This is a genomic window from Sphaerisporangium fuscum (assembly GCF_018531465.1).
GTDB lineage: Bacteria > Actinomycetota > Actinomycetes > Streptosporangiales > Streptosporangiaceae > Sphaerisporangium > Sphaerisporangium fuscum.
Window position 1 is genome coordinate 1 of the sequence record NZ_JAHDTF010000043.1, and the last position, 25,661, is coordinate 25,661.

Genomic DNA, 25,661 nt, shown 5'->3' on the forward strand with positions numbered 1-25,661 from the left:
ACCAAGAGGGCTACCTCAACCGATCCAAGATCGGCCGCCGTAACCGCTACACGGTCAACCCGGATCGCAGCTTCCGCTACCCCACCGAGGCCGATATGCCCGTCGGCGTACTGCTGGACATCTTCACCCGCCACCAGCGACGCGACATCGATCAGTTGCCGGGACGGTAGGGCGGCCCCCGTGCCACACGGTGCGGTGGACGCGAGCATCAGTGCTTCAATCCGCCGATCACGCCGGCGACCTGCTTCCACAGCTCCGGATTGCCGAACAGGTAGCTGAGGAAGGGGATGAACAACGCGAGGTTGTTGAGGCTGACGGCGCAAGAGCGCAGGTTTTCCGCCGCTCGTCTTTCTGTAACTCCAACGGCGGGTGCGTGGAAGTCGCCCGCGACGCCCGCGGCGCGGCGGTCCGGGACGCCAAGAATCCGGACGGGCCCGTTCTCCGCTTCACCGACGACGAGTGGCACGCCTTCGCCCTGGGCGTGCGCGCGGGCGAATTCGAATAGTCAGGAGTTTCAGAAGCGGACCAGGGCGTGTACCCCATCTCCACGTGTCTCCGTGCCTCGCACGGTCAGGGGAGGCGGGCACCGCCTGACGGGATCGCCGAGGACCGGCCAGTTCCCCTGGGTCGACTCCGACCGCGAACCGTGCAGCTCCACCCGCCTCGGAGAACCCCACCAGCAGCCGCGAGGTGAACCGCAAAGACACCGGCGCCTACGCCGCCGGGGGTGGATCGGGCTGGTTCATCGCATACAGGGCACGCCTGATGAGGACGTCGAGTTCGTTGGCGTCCGGCAGGCCCAGGTCGTAGAGCAGACGGTAGTGCAGCGGGCCGTAGAGCAGGTATAGCGCGACGTCCAGGTCGGCGTCGGGGCGTAGCTGCCCGTGTTGTTGGGCGCGGCGCATGCGTTCTCTGAACAGGTCGAGCTGTGGTTCGAGCAGGTGTTCTCGTAGCTGGCGGGCGACGTCGGGGTTCTGGAGCCCTTCGGCGATCACACCGGCCAGCGGTGAGGTCTGTGGCGGGTCGAGGGCGCTGATCAGGCCCAGCATCTGGGTGCGCAGGTCGACGGCCAGGTCGCCGGTGTCGGGATAGCCGGTGGTCTGCTCGGCGATCTCGCCGAGCAGGTCGATGGTCACCATGGCCTTGGACGGCCACCAGCGGTAGATGGTCGGCTTACCGACACCGGCGCGGGCGGCGATGGCCTCGATGGTGACGCCTGCGTAGCCCTTTTCAGCGATCAGTTCGGCGGTGGCATCCAAGATCGCACGGCGGGCACGGGAGCTGCGCCGCGCCGGGTCGGGCGGGGTGGCGGCGGTCGATCGCATGCCGAGATCCTACCTCTCGGGTTACGTAACGTTTCGTTTTGACACACGCGCCGAGCTCGGTCTAACGTCATCAACGTGACGGAACGTTTCGTCACGTTGGTCGAACGAAAGAGGAGCACGGAATGAAGCACGGACGCGTGACCGCCAACGGGATCGACTTCTCCTACGTCGAGGAGGGTGAAGGTCCCCTGGCGCTGCTCCTGCACGGTTTCCCCGAGTCCGGAGAGGCGACCTGGCGGCACCTGATCCCGGCCCTGGCCGAAGCCGGTTACCGAGCCGTCGCCCCGAACATGCGGGGTTTCGCACCCACCGCGCTGCCGGCCGACGGCAGCATGCTGATGGCCGACCTGGTCGCCGACGCCAATGCCCTGCACGAGAAGCTGGGCGGCGGAAGCGACGCGGTCATCATCGGCCACGACTGGGGCGGCGGCACCACCTGGGCCGCGGCGGTGGCCGCCCCGGAGCGGTGGTCCAAGGTGGTCGTCAGTGACGTCCCGCCCCTGCAGTTCTTCGGCGACTACGCCGGCACCTACGCCGGCATCGAGGCGCTGAACCACTTCTGGTTCTTCCAGATGGACATGGCCGAGCACATCGTGGCCGCTGACGACATGGCCTACCTGTTCCAGCTGATGCAGAACAAGTGGACGGCACCTGACTACGACGCCACAGAGGACTTCGAGGCCACCCGCAAGGCCATCGGCGACCCCGAGCGCCTGCGGGCGGCCCTGGGCCTGTACCGGCAGAACTTCGGAGCCAAGATCATGGGAACCCCGGAGTGGCAGGCAGAGCAGGGTGCACTGTGGGGGCCGCTCCCGCAGCAGCCGACGCTCTACCTGCACGGCACCAAGGACAACAGCGTCGTCCTGGACCAGGCCGGCTTGGACGCCATCAGGGCCCTGCTCTCCGAAGGCTCCCGGACGGCCTTCATCGAAGGCGCCGGGCACATCGTCCCCGCCGAGAAGCCCGCCGAATACAACAGCCGAGTCCTGGAGTTCCTGAAGAACTGACCCGTTGGGCCGACAGGAATCCTCGGGTGTATCGGGCTCGAGCAGCCACGTACATCTGCGTCCCTCGGCCGCAGGTCAGCACCTCTTGTCGGCCCAGGCCCTGGTGTGCGCGTTGGCGTAGTGGCCCATCGCCGGTGGCAGAGCCTCGTCCAGGTGGGTTCGACAGGTGCCGATCATTTGTGGCCGGGCAAGCTTGCGGCCATGACCAGGCCGCTGGCGGTGAGGATGAACATCCAGGTGAGGGCTGGGGCGAAGCCGCCGGCCTGGAGGATGACGGCCATCAGCGCGGTGCCGGCGGCGGCGCCGATCCGTTGCACAGTGGTGCTGGCGCTGGTGGCGTGCGGGATGGCGGCCGGGCGCAGGGTGCGGTAGACGGCGACGCTGACGGGCAGGCCGGCGACGCCGAATCCGACTCCGCGCAGGAGCAACGCCACGCTCAGCAGGAGAGTGTCGGTGTCAGGGGTGGCGAAGGCGAACGGAAGGGTGCCCATGGTGGCCGCGGCCATCCCGGCCAGGGCCAGCGGACGCGGCGGCAGACGGTCCACGTACCGTCCCACCAGCAGGGACGCCACTGCGATACCGAAGGTTTGGGGAGCGAGCGCGAGCCCGGCGTCGAGCGCGGACAGGTTGTGCAGTCGCTGGTAGTACAGCGGCAACAGGAACATCGGCCCCCAGCTCGTGACGCCGAGGACGAACATCATGACCGTCCCCGACCGGAAGGCGCGATCGGCGAAGAGCCGCAGGTCGAGCAGGCTCGCCTCGGCCCGGCGGAGCGAGCGCGTGATGAACGCGGTCAGGAGTCCGGCCCCTGCCACCGCCGTCAGGGCCGCGGCCCCGATCCCGGCCTGTGTCTCCAGCCCGGTCAGCGCGTGCAGCAGGGCGACCACTCCAGCCGGCAGCAGGAGCAGCCCGACAAGATCGAGATGACGTTGGTCGCGCTCCTCATCCCGGGGGAACCACCGCCATGTCATGGCCAACGAGACCAGGATGAGCGGCACGTTGACGAAAAAGACCCAGCGCCAGCCCCAGCCGTCGATCAGCACGCCGCCGAGCACGGGCCCGGAGATCGGGGCGATCTGCCCGACGAAGCCGACCTTGCCCATCACCCGGCCCAGGCGCTCGGGTCCGGCCGCCCGGGCCAGGACGAGCTGCGTCACAGGCAGGATCATGCCGCCGCCCAGCCCTTGCAGCACGCGGAAGGCGATGAGCGAGCCTGCCGACCACGCGGCGCCGCACAGGATCGACCCGAGCAGGAACAGCCCCAGGGCCGTCAGCCACACGGCGCGGGCGCCGAAACGGCCGACCGACCAGCCCACCAGCGGGATGACGGCGGTCATGGCCAGCACGTAGGAGGTGGTGACCCACTGGATCGTCGTGACCGGCGCGGCCAGGTCCCTGGCGAGCTCGTCCAGTGCCACCGCGACGATCGTGGTGTCCAGCAGCGCGGCCATCGCGCCCGTCAGCACCGTCACGGTCAGCGGCAGCAGGCCGCGCGTGCTCGTGGCCGACGGGATCTCGTTCGCGGACGGCGCTCTCATGGGATCAGCAGGGTCTTGCCGACCGTGGCCCTGGCCTCGATCGCCCGGTGCGCCTCGGCTGCCTCGGCCAGGGGGTAGGTCTGGCCGATGACCGGACGCAGCCGTCCGGCCGCCGCGTGCGCGAGTGCCTGCTCGGCCAGCGCCCGGATCTGCGCCGGGGACGGTACGCCGCCGTCAGGGACGAGCGTCACGTGGGTGGCCGGCTCGGTCCAGGAGCCGGAGGCCATGCCGTACACACTGGCCCGGCCGCCGGGCCGCACGGCGCGCATGCCCTGTGCGCCCACGACGCCGCCGACTCCGTCGAAGACGAGATCGACGCCTCCGCTCATCTCGGCGACCTCGCGTTCCCAACCCGGCTGGGAGTAGTCCACGTACGCGGACGCACCCAGCGAGGTGACCAGCGCCTTCTTGCCCGGGCCGCGGGCGGCGCCGACCACCTTCGCCCCCGAGGCGGCGGCCAGCTGGACCAGCAGGCTGCCGACACCACCGGCGGCCGCCTCCACCAGCACCCACTCGCCCGGACGTACCTCGGCCTGCCGGTGCAGCAGCACCGCGGTCCGTCCATCGGCCAGCAGCGCCACCGCATCCCGCAGCGTCACCTCCGCCGGGACGGCCACGAGGTCCTCCGTCCGGGCCACGGCCAGCTCCGCGTAGCCGCCGGTGCCGCCCGTCGTGGTCACCACGGTCTGCCCGATCCACGCGGCGTCCGTCCCCGGGCCGACAGCCGCGACGCGCCCGCCCACCCCGTTGCCGGGGACGCGCGGCAGCGGTGGCCGCTTATGAGCCGCTGGACCGCGACCGGCCCGCACCTGTGTCTCGACATAGGTGACGCCGGCGTAGTCCACGGCCACGAGCGCCTGACCCGGCCCCGGCACCGGGTCGTCGACCTCCCGGATGCGCAGCACCTCCGGCCCGCCGAAGCGGTCCATGACCACAGCATGCATGACTGCCTCCTCAATAGGAGCAAAACGCTCCGCTTGGAAGACTGTATGACCGGAGTGATTCGCTCCGCAAGTTCGGTATGCTGCCGGCATGACCGAATCCAAGCGCCGCGGTCCCCGGCGGGCGGAGGCCGAGCGCAACGACCGGGCCCTCCTGCGGGCGGCGCGCCAGGTGCTGGCGGCCGACGGGGAGCATGCTTCGGTCGCGGCGATCGCGGCGGCCGCCGGGGTCGGCATCGGCAGCCTCTACCGCCGCTACCGCACCAAGGAGGAGCTCTTCCAGCGGCTGGCCGAACTGTCCCTCGACAACTGGAATCAAGCGGCCGAACGAGGTCTCGCCGAGGACGATCCATGGGAAGGACTGGCCGGCTTCATCGTCGCCTGCGCCGAGTTCGGCCAAGGGTCGCTCGCCCCCGTCGCGGGCACTATCGAGGTCACCACGGAGATGCAGGCCAAGTCCGACCGCTCGGATGAACTGCTCGCTGCGCTCGTCGCGCGCGCCCACCAGGCCGGCGCGCTCAGGCCGGACGTCACACCCGTCGACATCTCGCTGCTGATCGAGCAGTTCGGCAGGTCGCCTGCCCTGGACCAGCTGCGCAAGCAGGGGCGCGAGGACCTCGTCGAAGCCGCCGCCGACGCTCACAAGCGCGTTCTCGCCATCGCCGTGGACGGCCTGCGCGCCTGCCACCCGCGTCCGCTACCCGGCGCCCCGCCCACTGACCGGCTCTTCACCGAACGCTGGGTACACGAAGGCGGCCAATCTCGCCGCTCGTCATCGACGAGCGCCTGATCGCTTCCTAGCCGCCTCGGTCCGGGCTCAGGCCGGCCGGGCGGCGGGCCGGAGGCCGTCCATCAGGAGGTCCAGCAGGCGACCGGCCTTGGCTTCCTGCTCGCGCCGGGGGGCCACGGTGAAGATGCCGATGAGGGAGGCGGCGATGTCTTCGGCGGTGATGTCGGAGCGGAGGTCGCCCGCTGCGCGACCGGCGTCGAGAATCGTGGTGATGGCCGCCAGTAGCTCGCTCCGGGTCTGTGCATGGGCGATCTCGCCCGACTCGATCATCGCCAGCAGCGTGTCGAGCATGCCGTTCTTGGTCGCGATCCAGTCCCCGAACAAGTCCATCCAGCGCCGCATCGCCGCAGCCGGGGGCAGCCGGCCGAGCAGCTCGCGGGCGCCGGTCGTCAGCCGCACGACCTGATCCCGGTAGACCGCGTCGACCAGCGACTCGCGGGTCGGGAAGTGCCGGTAGAGCGTGGCGATGCCGACTCCGGCCTCGCGGGCGATCGCACGCATCGACGGCTCTGCGTCAGCCGACGCGAACACGCGGGTCGCCACCGCGAGCAACTGGTCGCGGTTACGGGTTGCGTCCGCCCGTGGCGCACGCGTCTCCGCCTCGGTCAAAACGGATCGCGCTCCGGTTGTGTTAGGGTCACCCATGGAAACGGAGCATAGTCCGTTTCGAGGTGTTCCCTCCATTCGCAAAGAGGCAGGCGTACATGCAGGAGCAGAGCGATCAGCCGCCGGCGGGCAGGAGCAGGGCGGTCCGGCTCGATTCGTTCGGCGGCCCCGAAGTCCTGGACATCCGTGAGGTTCCCGCTCCACAGGCCGGCCCGGGACAGATCCGCGTGCGGGTCACCGCGGCCGGCCTGAACCCGATGGACTGGATCATGACCGCCGACGCGGACACCGCCGCCCGGTTCGGCTTGAGCCTCCCGGCCGGGTTCGGGACCGACTACGCGGGACTGGTCGACCAGGTCGGTGACGGGGTGACCGGCTTCGCGCCCGGCGACCGGGTGTTCGGGGGCGCCTTGTCCCGCGCGGTCGCCGACTTCGTGGTGATCGACCCGGCCGGGGGGATCGCGGCGAACGAGGCCCATCACACTCCCGACGGCGTCGACGACCGCACCGCCGCCACCCTCACGATCGCCGGCCGCACGGCATCCGCCGCCCTCGCCGTGGTCGACCCCGGCCCGGACGACACAGTGCTGATCGGCGGCGCGGCGGGCGGGGTCGGGGTGTTCGCTGTCCAGCTGGCCCGGATCGCAGGAGCGCGCGTGATCGGGACGGGATCGGCGACATCATCCGACTTCCTGCGCGATCTCGGAGCCGAGCCGGTCGCCTACGGCGACGGCCTGGCCGACCGGGTCCGAGCCCTCGCTCCCGGCGGTGTCACCGCCGCCGTCGACCTGCACGGGACGGAGACAGTACACGCCGCAAGGGAACTCGGCGTCCCGGACGGCCGCATCTGCACCATCGCCGCTCAGGTCGACGGCGTGCCGACGGCGAACGGCGCGAACGCCGCCCCCGGCGCCCTGGAAGAGGTCGCCCGCCTGGTCGCGGCGGGCCGACTCCGAGTGCCTATCGCGGCGAGCTTCCCGGTCGAGCAGATCCGACGCGCGGCCGAGATGCAGGCCGGCCGGCACGTGCATGGCAAGGTCGTCATCGACCTCTAGATCAAGGCCGTCGCGACGATGAACGCCAGGCCGAGGAGATGACGATCAATAGTGACTCTAAGCTACCTGGAATTACAATGAGTGACTCCGGCTTTCGGGAGGAGCACCAGGCGATACCCAGGACTCCCAGCGTGTGTCACCAGCGCAGCCCTAGCCGCTGCCACCTTGATATGGCGCTTGCGCAAGTAGGCGCGATTACCGCGGGAGGAGTAGGACCGCCCTAGGCGGACCGGCCCGGTGCGGACAGCGCGGCGTGCAGGTCCTCGCGGAGGCTGCCGGCGTCGCGGAAGTGGATGGCGCTCATGCCGGCCGACTCGGCGCCGTTGACGTTCACCAGACGGTCGTCGACGAAGACGAACTCCCCCGGCAGGGCGCCGAGCCGCGCGGCGACCCGCAGGTAGATCTCCGCGTCCGGCTTCACCAGGCCCATGCGGCCGCTGTAGAAGCGGGCGTCCATGGCCTGGATCCAGGACAGGCCCTCGATGCCGTCGGCCAGGCAGGCCGGGGCGTTGGACAGCAGTGCCACCCGATGCCCCGCGTCCTGGAGCTCCGAGAGAAGAGCCACGGTCTCGTCGTTGGCGTGCGTCCAGCTCTCGATGTCGAGCTCGACCAGCCGTTCGATCTCGGCGTCGGCCGCCCGGCGGTCGAGCACCTCCGACCAGTACGCGCCGGGGGTCAGGGTGCCGCGGTCGAACTCCAGCCGGTGCTCCCAGTAGCGCTGCCAGAACCGGTCAGGGTCGACGCCGGCGGCCCGCGCCAGCTTCTCCCGGTCGGCTTCGGGCTGCGCGTGGCACAGCACTTCCCCGTAGTCGAAAAGCACCCATTTCATGATCGTGATAGTACCGAACTTCAAACCTTGAGGTACGGCTCCACGTGCTCGTTGACGGCGCCGCAGCCGAGGTAGTTGCGCACGGTGTGGAAGTCCGCCCAGTCGATGTTGACCTTTTCGTCGGCGGTCACACCGTCGAAGTGGCTCTTCAGCACGCCTGGAATGGCGGCGATGTCGTCCTTGTCGGCGATGTTCACCCAGCGGCGCACACCCCGGGGGCATCGGCCGCGACCGGCCTGCGGCAGCGGCTGCAGCCGTTCGAAGACGACGCCGCGCATCGCGAGCGGGCTCCCCAGGGTGATCAGCAGCTCGACCGAGAGATCGGGATGCGCCCACAGCGCCTCGTAGGCGACGACGCTGCCGAGGGAATGGGCGATCACCACCTGTGCCCGGGTGCGGCGGATCACCTCGGCGACCGCGTCCCGGGACCGCACCCGGGCGGCGGCGTCGGCGCCGGCGAGGTAGGCGGCGACCTCCGGGCAGAAGTCCTCGGCGAAGTCCTTGGCGTGCGGGCCGAGCCGGACCAGCAGCCATTCGGCGAAGCGGTGGATGAGCCCGGTGACCGTCTCGCCCGGGCCCGTGCAGGAGGCCGCGACCTGCCTCATCCAGTCGGCCAGCACCAGTTGCGCGGCCGGGTCCATCCTGCGCAGGTCGCCCTTGGTGGCGGGCGGCTGCTCCTTGCGGAGCAGGTGGGCGTAGTAGGCGACCTCGGCGAGATAGGTCTGCCCCGTGTACGGCGCCCCTCCGGTGAGCCCGGCGTGCAGGTAGCGGTCCCACTTGGCCCGCATCACCTCCGCGGCCCCCTCGGCCGAACCGGCGGCCAGGAAGTAGCGGTACTTGCCGATGCCGTGAACCCCCACGATCCTCGCCACCGCGCGGCCTCCCACCATCACCGGCCCCGCCCAGCGGGGGCGATCACACCGGCTCGAGAACACCGTCACTGTGCACCAGACCCTTGATCATCACAAGAGGCCGGCCGAGCCACGATCGCCCTCCGATCGGACCTTCGCGTCCGGTTCGACGCGGGCGTCCGGGGCCGTCGCGCTTCACATCGGAAGCCGGCCGCGCCCCCTTGCGGGGGAAATAGGGTGATCATTTATGCGATTGATGGCCGCCCTCCTTCTCGTCGTCCTCCTCGCGGTGTGCGGCGCCGACGAGGGCTCGACACGGGTGCCCAGGTGGCGGCTGACGTACGCGGCGCGTCAGGTGGCCTCGACGGAATTCGGCGCGATAGGCGTCACAGGGCAGGGCCAGGCATGGGCCCTGCTGCTCGAGAAGAACCGGCGAGACCCCAGCAGGCCCCGGTGGGCGATGCGCCGCTGGGACGGCGCTTCCTGGCGGCCCACCGCGCTGCCGGAGGGCGTCAGGGGCTTCAACCCGAAGTTCGCCGCCTCCCCCTCGGGTGACGACCTGTGGATGTTCACGGGCGACCGCCCGTTCCAGCTGACCGGCGGCCGGTGGGTTCACCGCGCGTGGGGCGGCAGGTTCGAGCGTGGTTCCGTCGCCGTCGTGGCCGAAGACGACGTCTGGATCTCCGAGTACGGCGGTCCCGACGACTACATGGAGGCCGGACTCGGTCACTGGGACGGCCGCTCCTGGAAACCGGTGCCCAGGCCGAGCACCTTCGGCTACGCGATCTCGCACCTGGCCGCCCCCGGCGGAGGCGAGTTGTGGGCCTTGATCGAGACTGGGAAGGGGAGCGCGGTGATCCGGCGGAACGGCTCCGGATGGGTCCCCACTCCCTCCCTGCCTCCCGCACCCGGCTGCCCCCCTTCGCCCGCCGGCGGGTTCTCCGGCATGACGGCCCGCGCCCAGGACGACGTGTGGCTGTACACCGCCGCCGGCGCCCGGCGATCCGGGTCCTGCAAGGTGCCCGACCGCGGCATGGTCGCGCATTGGGACGGCACCGCGTGGACGTGGCCGAACCTGCCGCTGGCCGAGACGTGGCTGCCCGCCGTCCGCGCCGACCGGGTCGGCGGTGTGTGGTACAAATCGGTTGATCAGGGGTGGGAGCTCCCGGTTACCCTGGGGGCATGCCTGGTCACCTTCACGTCCGCGGCTCGATCTCGATACCCGAGGCCGAGCTCGCCTGGCGTTTCTCCCGGTCGTCCGGGCCGGGCGGCCAGGGGGTCAACACCACCGACAGCCGGGTCGAGCTGAGCTTCGACCTGCTCGCCACCGGCGCGCTCCCGCAGCCGCTCAAGGCCCGCGCGCTGGAGCGGCTGGGGTCACGGCTCGTCGACGGCGTGATCACGATCGCCGCCTCCGAGCACCGCTCTCAGCTGCGCAACCGCGAGGCCGCCATGGTCCGGCTGGCGCGCCTGCTCGACGAGGCCATCGCTCCCCCGCCGAAGAAGCGCCGGGCCACCAAGCCCTCCAAGGGAGCCGTCGAGAGGCGCCTGACGGCCAAGAAGCACCGCGCCGACCTCAAGCGCCTGCGCCGCTCCGACGGCCTGTGACCGCGACGCCGCCGGTCACAGGCGGCGGTCCTCCATCTCCCAGATGTGGTCGACGACGTGCCAGGCGATGCGCCGGGCGGCGTAGCGCGCGGGCCAGCCGCCCGGCACCAGGGGCCCGCCGTCGGACGGCTTGGACAGCACCTCGGCGATGTCGTCCCGCATCGCGGCCAGCGCCACGGCGTCGTCCGGTCTGAAGGGCTTGTGCCGTACGCCGATCTTGCGGGCGTACGACCGTTCGGCCTCGATCACGTGCGAGATCATCTTGTCGCGGTCCCGGCCGCCGCCGCGCGGCCCCTTGCGCAGCTCGGCGGGTGAGGCGGCGGCCACCTCGTCGAAGACCTCCCACGCGGCCCGGACCAGGGCGGTGTCCCGCTCGGCGACCGGCGCGTCCACCGGCCGGGCGTCCAGGCCGGGGACGGCGAACGGGGCGCCGAAGTCGGTCATCGCGTCGCCGGGCACCCGTTCCACCACCACCGGAGCGCCGGGCTCGAACGGCAGCCCCGCCCGTCCGGCGATGACGCGGTAGCGGGGCGCGTACTCCTCCAGCCGTTCGAGGGCGCCCTCCTCTCCCTTGCCGACACGGCACCACCCGGGCCAGTCGAGCGAGCAGGCGAAGACCTTCTTCGGGCCGATCTCCAGATAGACGTCGGTCATGCCCGCATCCTCCCCCAGGAACGTGACAGGTCCTGTCAGCTACTCGACCAGCTCGATGAGATCGGCCACCGACTCCACGACCGTGGAGGGGCGGAAGGGGAAGCGGTCGATCTGGTCCCTGGTGGTGACGCCGGTCAGCACCAGGATGGTGTGCAACCCGGCCTCCATGCCCGACACCACGTCGGTGTCCATGCGGTCGCCGATCATGGCGGTGGTCTCGCTGTGGCCGTTGATCGCGTTGAGGGCGCTGCGCATCATCATCGGGTTCGGCTTGCCGACGAAGTACGGCTCGACCCCGGTCGCCTTGGTGATCATCGCCGCGACCGCGCCGCAGGCGGGCAGCGATCCCTCGGCGGACGGCCCGACGGGGTCGGGGTTGGTCGCGATGAACCGGGCGCCGGCCTCGATCAGCCGGATGGCCTTGGTTATCGCGGTGAAGCTGTAGGTGCGGGTCTCGCCGAGCACGACGTACTCGGGGTCGATGTCGGTGAGGATGTAACCGGTCTCGTGCAGGGCGGTGGTCAGGCCCGCCTCGCCGATCACGTACGCCGATCCGCCGGGCCGCTGGTCGTCGAGGAACCGGGCGGTGGCCAGCGCGGAGGTCCAGATCGACTCCGGCGGCACCTCCAGCCCGGCGCCGCGCAGCCGTACGGACAGGTCACGCGGGGTGTAGATCGAGTTGTTGGTCAGCACGAGGAACCGCTTGCCCGAGTCGCGCAGTCTGCGGATGAACTCGTCCGCCCCCGGAACGGGCTTCCCCTCGTGGACCAGGACTCCGTCCATGTCCGACAGCCAGCATTCGATGGGCCTGCGCTCGTTCACCGTGCCCCCGCGTTTCGCACCTGGATGGACCAGACCAAGGATGGCAGGTATCTGGAAGACATTTCACCTTGTACAGCCCATCTTGTCCGATTGGCGAGACATCACCGCATGGTGCGCCAGGTCTGCTCCTCGACCAGCTCTCTGCTACGCCAGCCGGCGGGCGTGCGGACCATGCGGTGGTGGTACCAGCCGCCGCCCTGGATGAGGCCGGAGGTGTCGGCGGCGATCGCCTCGCGCGAGGGGGCGAGGGTGTCGGCGAAGGCGGCCGAAACCGCGGCCTCGTCCCCGTCCCCGTCGAAGGTGACCGACATGACCCCGATGAGGTGCAGGCGGCCGGGCCAGTGCCGCAGGACGTCGGCCAGCCAGGCCTTGGCCTCGTCCCTGCGTCCCCGGACGCCTCCGGCCGAGGTGTAGTCGATCAGCGCGTCCTCGGTGAAGACGCTGTCGAGCCGGTCCCAGTCGCCGCTGTCCACGGCGTAGGCGTACCGGGCGAGCACGTCGGCGATCTCCAGCCGGTCGGCGGTCTGCGTGGTGAGCGTCATGACCGCCATTCAACCAAACGCTTGGTCGGCTCGCCCGGGAAAGCCGGTCAGCCGTTCCCCGGCGCGAAGGGACCGCCGTCGCCGAACACCAGCCGGGCGAAGTTCTCGCCGATGCGACGGTGTCCCTCGGGGCCGGGGTGGACCTCGTCGGGCAGCGGCAGTTCGGCGTAGTCGGCCTCGCCGTAGAGGGCACGACCGTCGAGATAGTGCAGGTTCGGGTCGTCCGCCGCCCGTTCCGCGACGATCCGGGCGAGCTCGTCGCGGATGACGTTGAGCGTCAGGCGCCCCAGGGCCCGCTCGGCCGGGTCGCCCGTGGCCTTGAACCGCGGCGTCGTGCCGTCGAAGTCCGGCATGAGGGGGCCGGGGGTGTCCTCCTGCACCGGGCACAGGATGGGCGAGACGACCAGCAGCGGCACGGCGGGATGCCCCTCGCGGACGGTGTCGAGGAAGCCGTGGACCGCCGGGGTGAAGACGCGCAGGCGCATCGCGTCGGCGTTGACGATGTTGATGCCCATCTTGATGCTGATCAGGTCCGCGGGGGTGTCGCGCATCGCGCGGGCGGTGAACGGGTCGAGCAGCGCGCTGCCGCCGAACCCCAGGTTGACCAGGTCGACGCCACCCTGCGCGGCGGCCAGGGCCGGCCAGATGGCGGTCGGGTGGACGGCGTTGGAGCCCTGGCTGATGGAACTGCCATGGTGCAGCCACACCCTGCGCCCGCCGTCCGCCGCCGGCTCGACCGGGGCGTCGGTGCGCAGGGCGATCAGCTCGGTGATCTCCGTGTGCGGCAGCCAGATCTCGACGTCCTTGCCCCCGGCGGGCAGGCCCGCGAAACGGGCGGTGCCGGGCGGCCCCTCCCGCAGCTCCACGGCTCCGGTGGTCATGTCGAGAGTGCGGACGTTGCCGCCGGTCACGGTGGCCTGGGCCGTGAGGCGGCCGTCGACGAGCAGGTCGTACACGCCGTCCGCGGGGATGGGCAGGCCGCGGTAGGCCCTCTTGGTGGGCAGCGTGTCCAGCTCGACGATGGTGGCCCGGGTGCGGAAGGCCAGCCGTACGCCGGACGGCTGGGCCTCGGCCACGGCCAGCTGCTGGTCGGGGATCTGCCGCCGGGCCCGGGCCGGCAGCCGGTGCGGCAGCAGGCCGCACGCGGTGCGTTCGGTGTCCAGGGCGCCGCGCAGCATGTCCGCGGTGACAGGGGTGGTGATGAGGGTGTGCTCGCTGCTCATTCTCTCGGCTTTCGATGGTTCGGGTGGGCGGCGCGGTCAGGAGGCGGACCGGTTCCGCAGCAGGGCGTCGAGGGAGTCCAGGACCCACGCCCAGGACTCCTGCGTGTCGACCGGGGTGTGGCTGAAGCCTCCGGCCAGCTCCAGGCTGACGTAGCCGTGGAAGACGCTGCCCAGCAGCCGGACCGCGTGCGTCTGGTCCGGTTCCGCCAGGTCGTAGCCGCGCAGGATCGCCCGCATCATCCGCGCGTGCCGCACGCCGGCGCTGGCCGCGGCCGTCTCCGGGTCGAGCCTGAGCCGCGCCGCGGCGTAGCGGCCGGGATGCTCCCGCGCGTAGTCGCGCAGGACGTCGCCGAAGGCCGCCAGGGCGTCCTTGCCGGCGCGCCCGGCCACCGCGTCGGCGGCCCGGTCGGCCAGTTCCTCCAGGGCGAGCAGGGTGATGCGGGTCGTGAGGTCCTGGGAGTTCTTCAGGTGCGAGTACAGGCTCGCGACCTTGACGCCGAACCGCGCGGCGAGCGCCGAGACCGTCACGTTGTCGAGGCCGACCTCGTCGGCCAGCTCCGCTCCCGCCTGGACCAGGCGTTCCGTCGTGAGCCCTGCTCGCGCCATGTCCTGCCTCCCGTCTTCCGAAAAGGATTATGCACTTACCTAAAGTCTTTAGGCAAATCGCACCCTTGCTTAGGGAGGCGGATCCGGCACGAGACCTCCTTATTTCCGATCACCACGTGCCCGGCTAAGGTTCGGGAGGGTGGAAAAGATCGAGATAAACGGGCGGCTCGCGACGGTGGACGACCTGCGCCACACCGCCCTGCGCGGATACGGCCACTTCACAGCGATGCAGGTGCGCGACCGGCGGGTACGCGGCCTGGACCTGCACCTCTCCCGCCTCCGCAACGCCACGCGGGAACTCTTCGACCGCGACCTCGACACCGAGCTCGTGCGCGCCCGCGTCCGGCACGCTCTGGAGGGCGAGGACGGCGACGCCTCCGTGCGGGTGTACGTCTACGGCCACGACCTGCCCGTCTGGGACGAGGTGGAGCCGCAGATCATGGTCTCGGTGCGGCCCCCCACCGAGCCCCCGTCCACCCCGCGGGGCCTGTGGCCCGCCCCCTTCCAGCGCGAGGCCGCGCACCTCAAGCACATCGGCGGCTTCGGGCAGGCCTACTTCTCCCGCCTGGCCGAGCGGGCCGGCTTCGACGAGGCCCTGCTCGTCGCGGCCGACGGCACGATCGCGGAGGGGGCGATCACCAACATCGGCTTCTGGGACGGCACCTGCGTCGTCTGGCCGGAGGCCCCCATGCTGCGCGGCATCACCATGATGCTCGTCGAGCGAGGGCTGGCCGACATGGGCGTCCCGGTCCGCCACCAGGTCGTACGCCTGTCCGACCTGCCCTCCTTCCGCTCGGTGTTCCTCACCAACTCCTGGGGGGTGATGCAGGTCGACCGGGTGGACGACCTGCGGTTCGCCCTCGACGAGCGGATGATGGCGATGATCAGGAAGGCTCACGAGCGCAACCCGTGGGACCTCATCTGACCCGCTGGCCGGCCCGGAACACCGCCGAGCCGGCCGGGTGAGGGTCAAATCGACGCGCGGTGGGTCCAGCGGCCGGCCAGGAGCGTGCCCAGGACCTCCATGCGGCGCAGTTCCCCGGGGCTCGCCTGCGCCGGGTCGGAGGCGACGACCACCAGGTCGGCGGGGTCGCCGGCCGTGACCGTCGTACGTCCCCGGCTCGCCGCGGCGAGCGCCGTCGAGACGGGGATGGCCTGCTCGGGGTGCCACGGCGGCCGCTCGTCGTCGGTCCGGCCCACGGCCGAGGCGATGCCGTCCCACGGGTCGAGCGGCGCGACCGGCGCGTCCGAGCCGAGCTCCAGGGTCGCCCCCGCCGCCAGCAGCGCGGCGTAGGCGTACGACCGGCCGGTCCTGTCGCGCCAGAGCCGGTCGGCCACCTCGCGGTCGTCGGGAGCGTGGGCGGGCTGGACCCCCGCGACCAGTCCGGGTCTGGCGAACCTCGCGAAGTCCTCCGGCCGGACCAGCTGGGCGTGCTCGATCCTGCCGGGGCAGCCGATCCGCTCGAAGGCCTCCAGGGCCAGGCTCACGGCCGCGTCGCCGATCGCGTGCACGGCGGGCTGGATGCCGTGCGCCGCCGCCTGCGACATGACGTCGTACAGCTCCGCCTGCGGCGTCTCCAGCAGGCCGCGGTCCTCGGTGCCGGGGTAGGGGTCGTCGCAGTAGGCCGTGCGGGTGTTGAGGGAGCCGTCCACGAACAGCTTGACCGGGCCGACCTCCAGCAGGCCGCCCGATCCGGCCACTTCCTGGCCCGTGCGCCATCCGCGCGCGATGGCCTCCTTCAATCCGTGACGGGGGATCGAGCAGCGGACCCGCACGTCGACCCGCCGCTCCCGCACGCGGCGGCTCCAGTCGTCGACGTTGTCGGCGAACTCGAAGTCCAGCACGCCGACCACGCCGCGGGCCGCCGCGGCCGTCATCGCCTCGGCCACCCACCCGTCCAGCTCGTCCTGCGGCGGCGGGGGCAGCGCGGCCATGGCGGTGTAACACTCATGCTCACGCAGCACGCCGGTCGGATGGTCGGCCATGCCGACGGCCGCCAGGGCGGCGGGACTGAACCAGGCGGTGTGCAGATCGTTGCCGACCAGCACGATCTCCCGGTCCGGCGCCGCCGCCTGCAACAGCGACTTGTGCGGCTTGTCCGGCCACAGCGCGTCCCGGAAGCCGTACCCGACCGTGAACCCGGCGTGCGGGAGCACGAGCTCGACGGCCTCCCGCGCGGACGCGGCGGAGCCGAGGTCCACGCGGCGGCGCGTCTGCGCCCACTGGACCGAGTGCACGTGCGCGTCCCACAGGCCGGGCAGCAGTGTCGCCCCCTGGACGTCGACCGCCTCGCCCGAGGCGGGGCCGGGCATCGGCTCGGCGCTGACCTCCTCGACCCGGCCCCTGACGATCAGGACATCCCGCAGCGGCCCCGCAGGGCCCAGACGCGCGTTACGCAACAGCAGAGAAGACATGCGACCGACGGTACGCGCCACAGCCGGAGACTCATCGTCCGGACCGGACCGGTCCCCGCCCGGAACGTACGGGGCCCTCTACGACCCCGGGGCCAGGGCCTCCAGGGCCTCCTCGGCGCGGCGCATCGAGACGGCCGGGTCGGCGTCCGGGGCGCCGATCTCGGGGTCGAAGTTCAGGTCGTGGAACAGCTCGGTCACCCCGGCGCCGGCGAGCGCCTCGGCGTCGGCGCGGATCTCCTCCAGCGAGCCGGTCAGCGGCACGCGGCCGGGCAGTCCGGCCTCGCGTACCTTGGTGACGCCCCGGCAGACGAACCGCAGCGCCTCGGGATCGCGCCCGGCCTCCCGGGCCGCATCCTTTACGATGTAGATCTGTTCACTGATCGTGGCGAGGTCGGTGCGGCTGGAGCTGATCCAGCCGTCGGCGAGCTGCCCGGCGCGCCGCAGCGCCACCTCGGCCGCCCCGCCGAGCAGCACCGCCGGCGCGGGGTGCGGCTTGGGGTCCTGGTGCGACGGCGGCACCTCGTAGAACTCCCCCTTGTGCGAAATCATCTCCTCCTGCCACAGCTGCCGCAGGACCTGCAGGTATTCGACCGCGCGCCGCCCGCGGCCCTCCATCGGCACGCCGGAGGCGACGAACTCCTCCCGGAGCCAGCCGAGGCCGAGGCCGACGTCCAGGCGCCCGCCCGCGACCTCCTGCAAGGTGGCGAGCTGCTTGGCGAGCAGCGCCGGGGAGTAGTACGGCATGTTCAGCACGGCGACCGACAACCGGACGCGGCTGGTCACGCCCGCGAGGTACGCCAGGGTGACGATGGGATCCTGCACGTCGCGGTAGGTCGGGCCCATCTCGTGGCCCACCGGGTAGAGCAGCCGCTGGAACGTCCACAGCGACTCGTAGCCGAGCTCCTCGGCGCGCCGGGCGACGCGGAGCATGTTCGCGGGCCTCGCCCACGAGCCGGAGACGGGCACTCCGAAGCCGATCTTCATGGTCTCCACCCTACGACCATGAACGTAGATTGGGCGGATGACCGTTCAGGACGGAGCGGACGTGGCGCACGGCGATCGGCCCGGGCGAGACGGCGCCTCCGGCTCACCCCCGCCCCCGCCGGACATCGCCGCAAAGCTGGCCGGGATCGCCGGCGACGGTCCCTTCGCCGTCCTGAAGGACACGCGGGTGACGGTCGTGCGGGTGGGCGACGTCGTGGTGAAGGCGCACCCGGCGGACACCGACGAGGCGGCCCTGACCGCGCGCGTGCGCGCCGCACGCGCGCTTCCCGGGCTCTTCCTGCCGCCTCTGGACGACCGGGTGCGGCGCGTCGAGGGCCGTCCGGTGACGCTGTGGCCGACCGGCGAGCCGGTGGACCCCTCCGACCCGGACGCCGCCCCCTGGGAGCCGGCCGCCGAACTCCTCGCCCGGCTGCACGCGGTGCAGGCCGCCGGCCTCCCGTCCCTGCCTCCCGCGGGCGGACCGGCGAGGCTCCTGCGGGCCGTCGCGTCCCTGGACGGCCTCGACAGCGCGTACGCCGCCGGCGCGCGCGCCATCCGGGAGGCCTTCCGCTCCCTGCCTCCCGGGGCCGCCGCCACGGTCCCGGGCACGCGGCTCGCGCACGGTGACTGGCACCTGGGGCAGATCGTGCGGTACGAGGGCGAGTGGCTGCTGATCGACGTCGACGACCTCGGCGCCGGGAGCCCCGCCTGGGACCTGGCACGACCCGCCGCCTGGTACGCCACGGGGTTCCTCGCCCCGGAGGTGTGGCAGCGGTTCCTGGCCGCCTACACCCGGGCGGGCGGAAGCGCGGTGTCGCAGGCGGATCCGTGGCGGGAACTCGACGTGCCGGCCCGGGCGTTGACGGTCCAGTTGGCGGCCACGGCCGTGGCGGCGGCGGGCGCGGCGGGCGTCCCACTCGGCGAAGTGGAGCGCTCCCTCGTCTCCTCCTGCGGGAGGATCGCCCGCACCCCCGCCGCGCAGTAGGGTCGCCTCAGACCACCTACAAGGAGAAGCACTCGATGTCCATGCATTGCCCGAAGTGCCACGGAACCATGCGGACCTACGACCGCAGCGGCGTCCACATTGAGCAGTGCGAGAACTGCCGTGGCATCTTCCTGGACTACGGCGAGCTCGAGACGCTGTCGCGCATCGAGAGCCAGTACGCCCAGCAGCACTACGCGCCCCCGCCCGCGCCGCACGGCCCCGCCTGGGGCAGCCACCACCACGGCCACCACCACGGTCACCACGACCGCGGTTTCCTGGGCATGCTCTTCTCCAGCTGACCCCGCCGCAGCCCGTCAGCCGGGGAAGTCGTCCGGGTCCACCTCACTGGTGCGGGCGTTGCCACCGACGACGGGCTGCAGGGTGAGCTTCCAGGTGCTCCACCTGATGAGGGTCGCGGTACGGATCGTCCGGAACCTCAGCGAATCCTCGAAGCGCTTGAAGGAGCAGTCACGGGTAAAGGCCCGTGCCCTGTCGTCCCAGTCGGCGCCTCCCGTGAAGAAGATCTTGTAGGTGCCGTCCGGCACACCGTTGACGGTCGCCTTGCGGCCCTTGCGGACGTAGAAGCTCGTCACCTTCTTCGTGCCGCGCACCAGTGTGAGGACCGCGTCCTGCCCCCCGCCGTTGTCGACGGTCAGCTGCCCGCGCCCGGAGCGGCTTCCGGAACGGATGAAGGCGCCGTTGGCCAGACGGCGGTCGAGCGCCTTGGGCGCCTTCAGCTTCACGACGTCGGCGGGGTAGTCGCCCTTGGCGGCCAGGTGGCCGCCCGCCGACTTCACCGCGCCCAGCCCGTCCGCCTTGCCGAGTTCGGCCAGGACCGCCGACGCCGTGCACAGACGCCGGCCGTCCACCGACTCGCGCGCGTCGCCGAGGTCGTTCCCCAGCCCGCGAAGCGCGGCGACGTAGTCGGAGTGTTCGGCGCCGATCTCCGGCGGCGGGGTGAGCCCTCCCAGTCGCTCGGCGGCGTCGCCGACGGCGCTCTCGGCCTGTTCCAGCCGCTTTCCGAGCGACTTCAGCGAACGCGACCCGGCCACGGCGTCGAGGGACGAGCCGACCGGCCCGAGCGCCGTCGTGAGCGTGGAGCGGTACTCCTCGGGCGAGGTTCCGGGCGGGACGCTGGACGACGCGCCGGGAGCCGGCGTCGCCGCGGCGTCCGCCGAAGCGCTCGGCGAGGGCGGTACGGGCTTCTCACCCGGGCTGCACGCGGCGAGGGCCGACATGAGGACGAGTCCAGGGGCGAGCAACCGGGGGGAACGCATCCGCCGATGATCGGCGAGCACCGCGGTGCTGTCAAGGCGCCGGAGGGACGCTCAGTCGACGGGACGGAAGACCAGCAGGGAGCGGGGGCGCTTGGTGAGGACGACCTCGGCCGGGGCGGTGAAGGTCTCCCCGTCGCGCGCCAGGCGCAGGCCCGCCTCGGGGACGCCGGCGGAGGTGACGCTCAGGTGGTCGGCGCGCCACTGCAGGTAGTGGCGCGACAGGCCGAACCCGCCGAGGAAGGTGCTGGCCATGGCGCGCAGGCGGGGCAGCCGTGAGGTCGCCGCCAGGAGCCGGATGTCGAGCACCCCGTCCTCCAGCCTGTCGCGGCGGGTCGGGGCGACGCCATGCGACTGGTAGGCGCAGTTGCCCGCGAACAGCAGCCACACCTTGCGCCGCACCCCGTCGACGACCAGCTCCTCGGGGCGGCGGTCGTGCATGAGCACGTCGGCCATGGCCAGCATCAACGCCGGCCACTTGCCGATCTTTCCTTCCCAGTCCTCCCGCCGGTCGACGACCAGCGGGTAGATGCCGAGGCTCGCGGTGTTGAGGAACACCCGGCCGGCCACCTCGCCGACGTCGACCGCAACGACGTGCCCGGCCCGGTAGGCGGCGACCGCCTCCTCGATCGTCTCCAGGCCGAGCGTGCGGGCGAAGTGGTCGAACGTGCCCGCCGGGATGGGCAGCAGCGGGATGCCGCGCTCCATGGCGGCCTGCGCCCCGCAGTTCATCGTGCCGTCGCCGCCCGCCACGGCGAGCACCCGGGCCCGTGCCGCGGCGTCCTGGAGGACCTTCATCAGCTCGTCGCCGGGCTCCGCCTCGACGACCTCGGCCTCGGGCAGGGCCCGCCGGACGGCCTCGGCGGTGCTGGGGTCGCGCCCGGCCCCGTTGTTGACCACGACGACGACTCCGGCACCGCCGGGGTCGAGGTCGTGCAGGGGGGCGGTGACGGCGACACGGGCGTCCCCCAGCACGGTCTGCCCCGGCCACAGCCGCTTGGTGACGAGCGCGGCGGTCGCGCCGATCGCCATCCCCGCGAGCACGTCGCCGGGATAGTGGACGCCGGTGTAGACACGCGAGAAGCAGACGGCCGCGGCCGTCACGGCGACCGGCACGGCGATCTTCGCCGGCGCCTCCATCGCCACCGCCGTCGCGAACGCGGCCGCCGAGGCGGAGTGCCCGGACGGGAACGAGTGGGAGCTCGGCACCCTGCCGAGGCGTTTGAGCGGGAAGTCCACGATGGAGGGCCGCGCCCGCGCGAACGCCTGTTTGCCGAGCAGGTTGACCACCGGGCTCGCGAAGCTGATCGCCAGCAGGCCCCGCGTGGCGGCCCGGCGCATCTGCCGGCGCCCGCTGAGCGCGAGGGCCCCGGCGACGCCGGCCCAGAGCAGGGAGTTGTCGGCCGCCCGCGACAGGCGCGGCAGCACGTGGTGCAGGCCGGGCAGGTGGGCGTCGGCGACCGACCTGAACAGCCGCCGGTCGAGCGCGCCCAGCCGCTTCTTCAGCCCGGCGATGTCGAACGGGCCGCCCGTCCCCGCGGCGACCGGCATCCCGAGCCGCCCGGCCACCCCGGTGGCGTCGAGCCGTCCCATCAGCCCCGTGTCGTTGCTCGTGACCTTCCGCATGCCGTCGTTACTGCCCAGCGAGGGCCCGGTCAGTCCCCCGGACGCCGATCGGTCTCGAACGTCGGCGCACGTCAGGGGCGGGTCGGAGACGGTGCGGCTCACGGCGGGCGGTGCGGGCCGGCGGGAGCGGCGCCGTCACGGGAGGCGGCGCCTGCCGGGGAAGCCGAGCTCGCTCCGGTGGTACCAGGCGAGGCCGGCCTCGCCCTCGATCCAGCACAGCCGCACCGACACGCCGCCGAGCTCGGCGGGGAAGTCGACCAGCACCGGCGCGATGCCCTTGACCTCGATACCCTGATCCTCGAACCAGCTCAGGATCTCGGCGATGCGCGCCTCGAACGCCTTGGCCTCGGGGATGCCGCCGAGCGCGGAGAAGCCGGCCGTGTTGAGGTCGTGGGCGAGCTCGGCGAGGTCGGCGCGGATCGCGACCAGTTCGTCGACGTGCTCACGCACCTGCGGCATCAGGCTCCGCGCCTGGTCGACCGTGAAGATCTTGTCCACCCTCAGAACGGTATCGGCCCGCGCGGGCCCCTGTTCACCGGGGTTCGGCGGGGCCAGGGACGTCGGCGCTGAGGGCGGTGTTCAGGACCTCTTCGAAGTCGAGCTCCACTACCCACGTCTCACCGCCGCCGGCGCCGGGGGCGCCGCATTCGTGCTCGGGCCGCACCGGGCTGAACGCGGCGCTGAAGAAGCGCTCCTCGCCGACCAGGCGGCACAGCTGGATCACCCGGGTGTAGAGGCGCGGGTGGTCGGCGGCCGCGAAGCGGTGGCCGGCGGACGGCTGCCTGTGCTCACCGAGTGCTCCGGCCACGGCGTTCGACGGCATCGGATCACCGCTCATGCCCACCTCCCGTAACAGAGTGTGTCGCTATGGTGACACCAAAGCGTCGATCCGGGGGCGGGAAGGCGCGGCGTGGGAGAGATTTCTTCTCCCCGGGGTGAGCCTCTGTGCCCAGGCGAATAAGTCGCCACGTTGCGGGCGCATCACCGCAGGCGGCCCCAAGCCGCCGCCTCCGAGCGGGTCTCAGCGCGGCAGGCGGGTCACGTAGACGCGCCTGGCCTCGTCGATGAGGTCGAGGTGGTCCTCGAGCTGTTCCTTGGTGTCCAGGCGCGCCCGCGCGCGGATCAGCTGCTCCAGCAGCTCCAGCCACGACAGGCACCAGCGCAGGTCCTCCTCCCGGGCCACCCGCCGGCCGCGCACGTCGACGTACACCGGGCTGGTGTGGGCGAAGACGTGGCTGTAGAGCGAGCGGGGGTGCGGTCCCCCGTCGGCGATCGCGACCACGTACGTCGGCGCGCCGGCGGTGAACTCGGCGCAGATCTCCCCCGGCGGCCCCTCGGCGAGCAGGCCGTCCGCGGTGTGGATGGCGAGCCGCTCGACCTCCGGGCCGATCACCCTGGCCGTCACGCTCACGCGGTCCCCCGGCGCGAGGTCGACGGTGTCCCCCGGCTCGTGGCCGTTCACCAGCAGCTCGACGAACGGGCCCGTGGTGGCGAAGGTGCGCCCGCGGCGGACCGCCTCGGCGTAGGAGGCGGCGGTGAGGGGGCCGGTGACCTTCGCGTAGGTGCGCTCCCAGCCCGGCGGGCCGGCGACCATCTCCATCCGCTGGCGGGTGAACGACAGCATCGAGTCGGTGCCGGCGACGGCGGCGAGCCGGTTGCCCGCGCCGAGCAGCCGGCGGTAGACGGCGGCCGACCCGGCGGCGGAGGCGTAGTGCAGGATCTCCATGCCGTCGACCAGGCCGAGCGCGGCGTCCACGACGGCGGCGCGGGCCGAGCACTGGGGCCGGCCGGTGCCGAAGATGTCGCCGGGGTCCTCGATGGGCGACTTGAAGGTGTGCGCGTAGCCGACGAGGGCGCCCAGCGCCTTCAGCTCCTCGCACACCCTGCCGCTCGGCGGCCAGTCAGGGGCGCCGCCGAACCCGCTGTGGTACCGGCCCGGCGCGGCGGTGAGGCCGAACGCGTGGAGGTGCCCGAGCAGGTCGTTGCGGTACTCGACGCCCATGCGGGCGACGTGCGTGGCGTCCGACCACGGCAGGTCGCGCCCCGCCCAGTGCTCCAGCGCCTCGCGGTCCAGCACGCGCGTCCCGGCGACGTTGGCGGCGAGCAGGTTGAGCACGTGCAGGTCCTCGCCGTGCTGCGCGGCGGCGGCCATGCCGGGGGTCGCCACCACGTCCCCGACGAAGTTGAGGTGGACGTGCAGGTCCCCGCCGTACCAGCCCTCGGCCGCCGCGTCGTACAGCCGGTCGGGAGTGAGCCGGACCAGGGTCACGTCGGAGGGGGCGGGGGTGACCGCGCGTTCGGCGAAGTCGTATTCCATGCCGCGCGTCACTCGCACGGTCAGCGGCTCGGCGGGCACGTCGAGCACGACGTCGTCGCCGTGGAAGTACGGCACGCCGTGGTGGTCGCGCCTCGGCGGCGCGCCCTCGGGGTACCAGCCCTGGCCGTCACCGCTCCACACGCTCCACCGGCACGGGAACCCGGCGCGCAGCCGCAGCCGCGCCGCCGGGGCGGGCCGGGTGAGCCCGGACAGTTCGACCCGGGCGAGGTCCCCTCGGAGGGTGGGCACGGTGACCTCGGTGGCGGTGTCCAGGTCGATCAGGCGGGCGCCTCCCGGGGCGAGCCGGTACGTCCGGTCGCCGGCGCGCACCTCGGCGGCCGAGGGGCGGGCGTTGTCGACCAGGAGGGACAGCGGCACCGGGCGTTCGTCCAGCACGGTGCGCGCAGCGCCGTCCAGCCGGTGCCCGGCCTCCGTCAGCCGCAGCACGGCGAGCCCCTCGGGCGGCTCCCCGCCGCGACCGGCGAGCGCGTCGCGCAGCACCTCGTCGAAGTCGAGCTCCAGGACCCGGGTCTCGAGGTCGGCCTGGTCGCCGTCCGGCAGTTCCGCGCGGGCGCGGGCGAAGGCCGCGCCGGAGAACGTCTCCTCGTCCAGGAACCGCGACAGGCTCATCGACCTGACGTACGGGGTCGCGGGCTCGCCCCAGCTCATGCCGTGCTCGGCCAGCGCTCTGCGGTACCCCTCGAGCGCCTCTGCCACGGCCTGCGGAAGCATCCGGTCGTCGTGCACGTGGACCTCCTGTGACGGAATGTGCCGCCATGGTCACATCCACGCAAGCCGTCGATTTCCGGGGGCGAGCGCGTCGGAGGACTTTTCTTCCACTCCGGATGACCTGTCTGCACAGGCGAGTAATTCCTGCGGTTTGTCAGTACGATTCCCCCGATCACCCTGTAGATCGGTCCAAAACGGCGAGATCAGCTGTCGGCCGCGGCGTCGCTCGTGCTGGCCGCGGGCAGGATCCGCGACTGCTGCGGTTGCTGCGACCGCAACTGAGGCGGGCGGGAGCGCCGGGGGCTCACGAGAACAGCTGGTCCAGGTGGCGGTCGAGCAGGCGCAGGGCCTCCTCGGGGGTGTGGACCTCCAGTAGGACGTAGGTGGTCAGGCCGTCGACCAGGGCGATCAGCAGCATGGCCTCGTCGTCGGGGTCGCGGTGCGGGGCGATCTGCCCGTTCTGGACGGCCTCGCGCAGGCGGCCGGCGATGAAGGCCCGCAGCGCGGGAATGCCCTCCTTCGCGGTGGCCCTCAGCCGCTCGTCGTGGACGGCGCGGATGAAGTAGGCGATCTGCACGAGGATGCCCGAGCGGCTCTTGTCGTCCAGCGGCAGCATCTCGGCGAGCGTCTCGCGCACCACCTCGCGGGGCGAGGGCGAGCCGCTCAGCGCCCTGATCCGCGCGATCACACGGCGTTCGGACAGCTTGCCGATGTGGTCGAGGGCGAAGACGAGCATCTCGTCCTTGGTCGTGAAGTAGTGCTGCAGCCGTCCGAGCGAGATCCCCGCCTCCGCCGCCACGTCGCGCAGGCTCGCGCTCTCCAGGCCGCGCGTGCTGGCGATGCGCCACAGCGCCTCGGCGATCTGCTGCCTCCGCTCGTCGTGGTCGACCTTCTTGGGCACCCGTCACCCTTTCACAAGTCAGTTGTATTGCTA

28 protein-coding genes are annotated in these 25,661 nt (G+C 72.0%); 9 read left to right on the plus strand and 19 right to left on the minus strand.

All coding sequences use genetic code 11. From position 1 onward, the window contains the following. The first annotated feature begins 373 nt into the window (after window positions 1-373). Window positions 374-505, plus strand: coding sequence for a DUF397 domain-containing protein (locus KIK05_RS49240; RefSeq protein WP_308250337.1), 132 nt, complete (start codon window positions 374-376; stop codon window positions 503-505). Between the two features lie 208 nt (window positions 506-713). Here KIK05_RS49240 and KIK05_RS40705 read toward each other — a convergent pair whose 3' ends face one another. After that, window positions 714-1,325: a TetR/AcrR family transcriptional regulator gene (locus KIK05_RS40705; RefSeq protein ID WP_214416243.1), complete on the minus strand. Its 612-nt coding sequence runs from the start codon at window positions 1,323-1,325 to the stop codon at window positions 714-716. Between the two features lie 122 nt (window positions 1,326-1,447). Here KIK05_RS40705 and KIK05_RS40710 point away from each other — a divergent pair, with 122 nt between their 5' ends. Continuing rightward, the gene (locus tag KIK05_RS40710; protein WP_214416244.1) at window positions 1,448-2,332 is read left to right on the plus strand and encodes an alpha/beta fold hydrolase; all 885 of its coding nucleotides are present in this window, start codon (window positions 1,448-1,450) and stop codon (window positions 2,330-2,332) included. Between the two features lie 173 nt (window positions 2,333-2,505). Here KIK05_RS40710 and KIK05_RS40715 read toward each other — a convergent pair whose 3' ends face one another. Then, window positions 2,506-3,870, minus strand: coding sequence for an MDR family MFS transporter (locus KIK05_RS40715; RefSeq protein WP_214416245.1), 1,365 nt, complete (start codon window positions 3,868-3,870; stop codon window positions 2,506-2,508). After that, window positions 3,867-4,814: a zinc-binding dehydrogenase gene (locus tag KIK05_RS40720; protein WP_214416246.1), complete on the minus strand. Its 948-nt coding sequence runs from the start codon at window positions 4,812-4,814 to the stop codon at window positions 3,867-3,869. The genes KIK05_RS40715 and KIK05_RS40720 overlap by 4 nt, the downstream gene beginning before the upstream one ends. Before the next feature lie 88 nt (window positions 4,815-4,902). Here KIK05_RS40720 and KIK05_RS40725 point away from each other — a divergent pair, with 88 nt between their 5' ends. Further along, the gene (locus tag KIK05_RS40725; RefSeq protein WP_214416247.1) at window positions 4,903-5,601 is read left to right on the plus strand and encodes a TetR/AcrR family transcriptional regulator; all 699 of its coding nucleotides are present in this window, start codon (window positions 4,903-4,905) and stop codon (window positions 5,599-5,601) included. A 27-nt stretch (window positions 5,602-5,628) separates the two neighbouring features. Here KIK05_RS40725 and KIK05_RS40730 read toward each other — a convergent pair whose 3' ends face one another. Next, the gene (locus KIK05_RS40730; protein ID WP_214416248.1) at window positions 5,629-6,210 is read right to left on the minus strand and encodes a TetR/AcrR family transcriptional regulator; all 582 of its coding nucleotides are present in this window, start codon (window positions 6,208-6,210) and stop codon (window positions 5,629-5,631) included. A 95-nt stretch (window positions 6,211-6,305) separates the two neighbouring features. Between KIK05_RS40730 and KIK05_RS40735 the strand changes: the two genes are divergently transcribed. After that, the gene (locus tag KIK05_RS40735) at window positions 6,306-7,262 is read left to right on the plus strand and encodes an NADP-dependent oxidoreductase (protein WP_214416249.1); all 957 of its coding nucleotides are present in this window, start codon (window positions 6,306-6,308) and stop codon (window positions 7,260-7,262) included. Between the two features lie 220 nt (window positions 7,263-7,482). On the opposite strand, the gene KIK05_RS40740 is transcribed toward KIK05_RS40735, so the two are convergent. Together KIK05_RS40740 and KIK05_RS40745 are read right to left on the minus strand one after the other, a co-directional pair. After that, window positions 7,483-8,091, minus strand: coding sequence for an HAD family hydrolase (locus KIK05_RS40740; RefSeq protein ID WP_214416250.1), 609 nt, complete (start codon window positions 8,089-8,091; stop codon window positions 7,483-7,485). A 20-nt stretch (window positions 8,092-8,111) separates the two neighbouring features. Then, entirely contained in the window at window positions 8,112-8,963 is an 852-nt protein-coding gene (locus KIK05_RS40745; RefSeq protein WP_214416251.1) for a GPI inositol-deacylase, read from the minus strand. 226 nt (window positions 8,964-9,189) lie between these two features. Here KIK05_RS40745 and KIK05_RS49245 point away from each other — a divergent pair, with 226 nt between their 5' ends. Beyond that, complete coding sequence (locus KIK05_RS49245; protein ID WP_308250329.1) at window positions 9,190-10,251, plus strand: hypothetical protein; 1,062 nt, start codon at window positions 9,190-9,192, stop codon at window positions 10,249-10,251. After that, window positions 10,161-10,550 carry an alternative ribosome rescue aminoacyl-tRNA hydrolase ArfB gene (arfB, locus tag KIK05_RS40750; protein WP_308250338.1) on the plus strand — a complete coding sequence of 130 codons (390 nt, stop codon included), beginning with the start codon at window positions 10,161-10,163 and terminating at the stop codon, window positions 10,548-10,550. Before KIK05_RS49245 ends, arfB begins: the two co-directional genes overlap by 91 nt. Window positions 10,551-10,565: 15 nt before the next feature. Here the strand turns inward: arfB and KIK05_RS40755 are convergent, their stop codons facing one another. The 5 genes from KIK05_RS40755 to KIK05_RS40775 all read right to left on the minus strand — a co-directional run bounded on the left by KIK05_RS40755 (window position 10,566) and on the right by KIK05_RS40775 (window position 14,397). Further along, a complete protein-coding gene (locus KIK05_RS40755; protein ID WP_214416253.1) occupies window positions 10,566-11,204 on the minus strand; it encodes a cytochrome P450 family protein in 639 nt (212 codons plus the stop codon). A 39-nt stretch (window positions 11,205-11,243) separates the two neighbouring features. Continuing rightward, entirely contained in the window at window positions 11,244-11,987 is a 744-nt protein-coding gene (locus KIK05_RS40760) for an HAD-IIA family hydrolase (RefSeq protein ID WP_214416312.1), read from the minus strand. A 140-nt stretch (window positions 11,988-12,127) separates the two neighbouring features. Next, on the minus strand, window positions 12,128-12,568 hold the full coding sequence (locus tag KIK05_RS40765) for a nuclear transport factor 2 family protein (RefSeq protein WP_214416254.1): 441 nt from the start codon (window positions 12,566-12,568) through the stop codon (window positions 12,128-12,130). 47 nt (window positions 12,569-12,615) lie between these two features. Next, window positions 12,616-13,791, minus strand: coding sequence for a GDSL-type esterase/lipase family protein (locus KIK05_RS40770; RefSeq protein ID WP_214416255.1), 1,176 nt, complete (start codon window positions 13,789-13,791; stop codon window positions 12,616-12,618). Window positions 13,792-13,827: 36 nt separating this feature from the next. Further along, the gene (locus tag KIK05_RS40775) at window positions 13,828-14,397 is read right to left on the minus strand and encodes a TetR/AcrR family transcriptional regulator (protein ID WP_214416256.1); all 570 of its coding nucleotides are present in this window, start codon (window positions 14,395-14,397) and stop codon (window positions 13,828-13,830) included. 139 nt (window positions 14,398-14,536) lie between these two features. On the opposite strand from KIK05_RS40775, the gene KIK05_RS40780 reads away from it, so the two are divergent. Continuing rightward, on the plus strand, window positions 14,537-15,322 hold the full coding sequence (locus tag KIK05_RS40780; protein ID WP_214416257.1) for an aminotransferase class IV family protein: 786 nt from the start codon (window positions 14,537-14,539) through the stop codon (window positions 15,320-15,322). Window positions 15,323-15,366: 44 nt separating this feature from the next. Here KIK05_RS40780 and KIK05_RS40785 read toward each other — a convergent pair whose 3' ends face one another. Continuing rightward, complete coding sequence (locus KIK05_RS40785) at window positions 15,367-16,812, minus strand: amidohydrolase (RefSeq protein WP_214416258.1); 1,446 nt, start codon at window positions 16,810-16,812, stop codon at window positions 15,367-15,369. A gap of 78 nt (window positions 16,813-16,890) precedes the next feature. Continuing rightward, window positions 16,891-17,796 (minus strand): TIGR03619 family F420-dependent LLM class oxidoreductase, encoded by a 906-nt coding sequence (locus KIK05_RS40790; RefSeq protein ID WP_214416259.1) that lies wholly within the window; start codon window positions 17,794-17,796, stop codon window positions 16,891-16,893. A 37-nt stretch (window positions 17,797-17,833) separates the two neighbouring features. On the opposite strand from KIK05_RS40790, the gene KIK05_RS40795 reads away from it, so the two are divergent. Then, the gene (locus tag KIK05_RS40795; protein WP_214416260.1) at window positions 17,834-18,781 is read left to right on the plus strand and encodes a phosphotransferase family protein; all 948 of its coding nucleotides are present in this window, start codon (window positions 17,834-17,836) and stop codon (window positions 18,779-18,781) included. 35 nt (window positions 18,782-18,816) lie between these two features. Then, window positions 18,817-19,080 (plus strand): TFIIB-type zinc ribbon-containing protein, encoded by a 264-nt coding sequence (locus tag KIK05_RS40800; protein WP_372455654.1) that lies wholly within the window; start codon window positions 18,817-18,819, stop codon window positions 19,078-19,080. Between the two features lie 15 nt (window positions 19,081-19,095). Here KIK05_RS40800 and KIK05_RS40805 read toward each other — a convergent pair whose 3' ends face one another. From KIK05_RS40805 to KIK05_RS40830, 6 genes are all read right to left on the minus strand, one after another. Beyond that, the gene (locus KIK05_RS40805; RefSeq protein WP_214416261.1) at window positions 19,096-20,058 is read right to left on the minus strand and encodes a hypothetical protein; all 963 of its coding nucleotides are present in this window, start codon (window positions 20,056-20,058) and stop codon (window positions 19,096-19,098) included. A gap of 51 nt (window positions 20,059-20,109) precedes the next feature. After that, window positions 20,110-21,681, minus strand: coding sequence for a bifunctional phosphatase PAP2/diacylglycerol kinase family protein (locus tag KIK05_RS40810; protein ID WP_214416262.1), 1,572 nt, complete (start codon window positions 21,679-21,681; stop codon window positions 20,110-20,112). A gap of 135 nt (window positions 21,682-21,816) precedes the next feature. Then, window positions 21,817-22,179: a DUF2203 domain-containing protein gene (locus KIK05_RS40815; protein ID WP_214416263.1), complete on the minus strand. Its 363-nt coding sequence runs from the start codon at window positions 22,177-22,179 to the stop codon at window positions 21,817-21,819. Between the two features lie 34 nt (window positions 22,180-22,213). Beyond that, window positions 22,214-22,519, minus strand: a complete 306-nt coding sequence (locus tag KIK05_RS40820) for a hypothetical protein (RefSeq protein ID WP_214416264.1) — start codon at window positions 22,517-22,519, stop codon at window positions 22,214-22,216. A gap of 183 nt (window positions 22,520-22,702) precedes the next feature. Beyond that, a complete protein-coding gene (locus KIK05_RS40825) occupies window positions 22,703-24,745 on the minus strand; it encodes a CehA/McbA family metallohydrolase (RefSeq protein WP_308250331.1) in 2,043 nt (680 codons plus the stop codon). 286 nt (window positions 24,746-25,031) lie between these two features. Beyond that, window positions 25,032-25,628 (minus strand): TetR/AcrR family transcriptional regulator, encoded by a 597-nt coding sequence (locus KIK05_RS40830; RefSeq protein ID WP_214416265.1) that lies wholly within the window; start codon window positions 25,626-25,628, stop codon window positions 25,032-25,034. Window positions 25,629-25,661 lie beyond the last annotated feature (33 nt).

Coding starts and splice junctions, on each gene's coding strand:
- KIK05_RS40755 (WP_214416253.1), bottom strand. CDS start 11,204: ATGACCGACGTCTATCTGGAGATCGGCCCGAAGAAGGTCTTCGCCTGC.
- KIK05_RS40705 (WP_214416243.1), bottom strand. CDS start 1,325: ATGCGATCGACCGCCGCCACCCCGCCCGACCCGGCGCGGCGCAGCTCC.
- KIK05_RS40740 (WP_214416250.1), bottom strand. CDS start 8,091: ATGAAATGGGTGCTTTTCGACTACGGGGAAGTGCTGTGCCACGCGCAG.
- KIK05_RS40820 (WP_214416264.1), bottom strand. CDS start 22,519: ATGAGCGGTGATCCGATGCCGTCGAACGCCGTGGCCGGAGCACTCGGT.
- KIK05_RS40760 (WP_214416312.1), bottom strand. CDS start 11,987: ATGGACGGAGTCCTGGTCCACGAGGGGAAGCCCGTTCCGGGGGCGGAC.
- KIK05_RS40785 (WP_214416258.1), bottom strand. CDS start 16,812: ATGTCTTCTCTGCTGTTGCGTAACGCGCGTCTGGGCCCTGCGGGGCCG.
- KIK05_RS40735 (WP_214416249.1), top strand. CDS start 6,306: ATGCAGGAGCAGAGCGATCAGCCGCCGGCGGGCAGGAGCAGGGCGGTC.
- KIK05_RS40770 (WP_214416255.1), bottom strand. CDS start 13,791: ATGAGCAGCGAGCACACCCTCATCACCACCCCTGTCACCGCGGACATG.
- KIK05_RS40810 (WP_214416262.1), bottom strand. CDS start 21,681: ATGCGGAAGGTCACGAGCAACGACACGGGGCTGATGGGACGGCTCGAC.
- KIK05_RS40775 (WP_214416256.1), bottom strand. CDS start 14,397: ATGGCGCGAGCAGGGCTCACGACGGAACGCCTGGTCCAGGCGGGAGCG.
- KIK05_RS40720 (WP_214416246.1), bottom strand. CDS start 4,814: ATGCATGCTGTGGTCATGGACCGCTTCGGCGGGCCGGAGGTGCTGCGC.
- KIK05_RS40710 (WP_214416244.1), top strand. CDS start 1,448: ATGAAGCACGGACGCGTGACCGCCAACGGGATCGACTTCTCCTACGTC.
- KIK05_RS40790 (WP_214416259.1), bottom strand. CDS start 17,796: ATGAAGATCGGCTTCGGAGTGCCCGTCTCCGGCTCGTGGGCGAGGCCC.
- KIK05_RS40795 (WP_214416260.1), top strand. CDS start 17,834: ATGACCGTTCAGGACGGAGCGGACGTGGCGCACGGCGATCGGCCCGGG.
- KIK05_RS49245 (WP_308250329.1), top strand. CDS start 9,190: ATGCGATTGATGGCCGCCCTCCTTCTCGTCGTCCTCCTCGCGGTGTGC.
- KIK05_RS40805 (WP_214416261.1), bottom strand. CDS start 20,058: ATGCGTTCCCCCCGGTTGCTCGCCCCTGGACTCGTCCTCATGTCGGCC.
- KIK05_RS40800 (WP_372455654.1), top strand. CDS start 18,817: ATGTCCATGCATTGCCCGAAGTGCCACGGAACCATGCGGACCTACGAC.
- KIK05_RS40765 (WP_214416254.1), bottom strand. CDS start 12,568: ATGACGCTCACCACGCAGACCGCCGACCGGCTGGAGATCGCCGACGTG.
- KIK05_RS40725 (WP_214416247.1), top strand. CDS start 4,903: ATGACCGAATCCAAGCGCCGCGGTCCCCGGCGGGCGGAGGCCGAGCGC.
- KIK05_RS40715 (WP_214416245.1), bottom strand. CDS start 3,870: ATGAGAGCGCCGTCCGCGAACGAGATCCCGTCGGCCACGAGCACGCGC.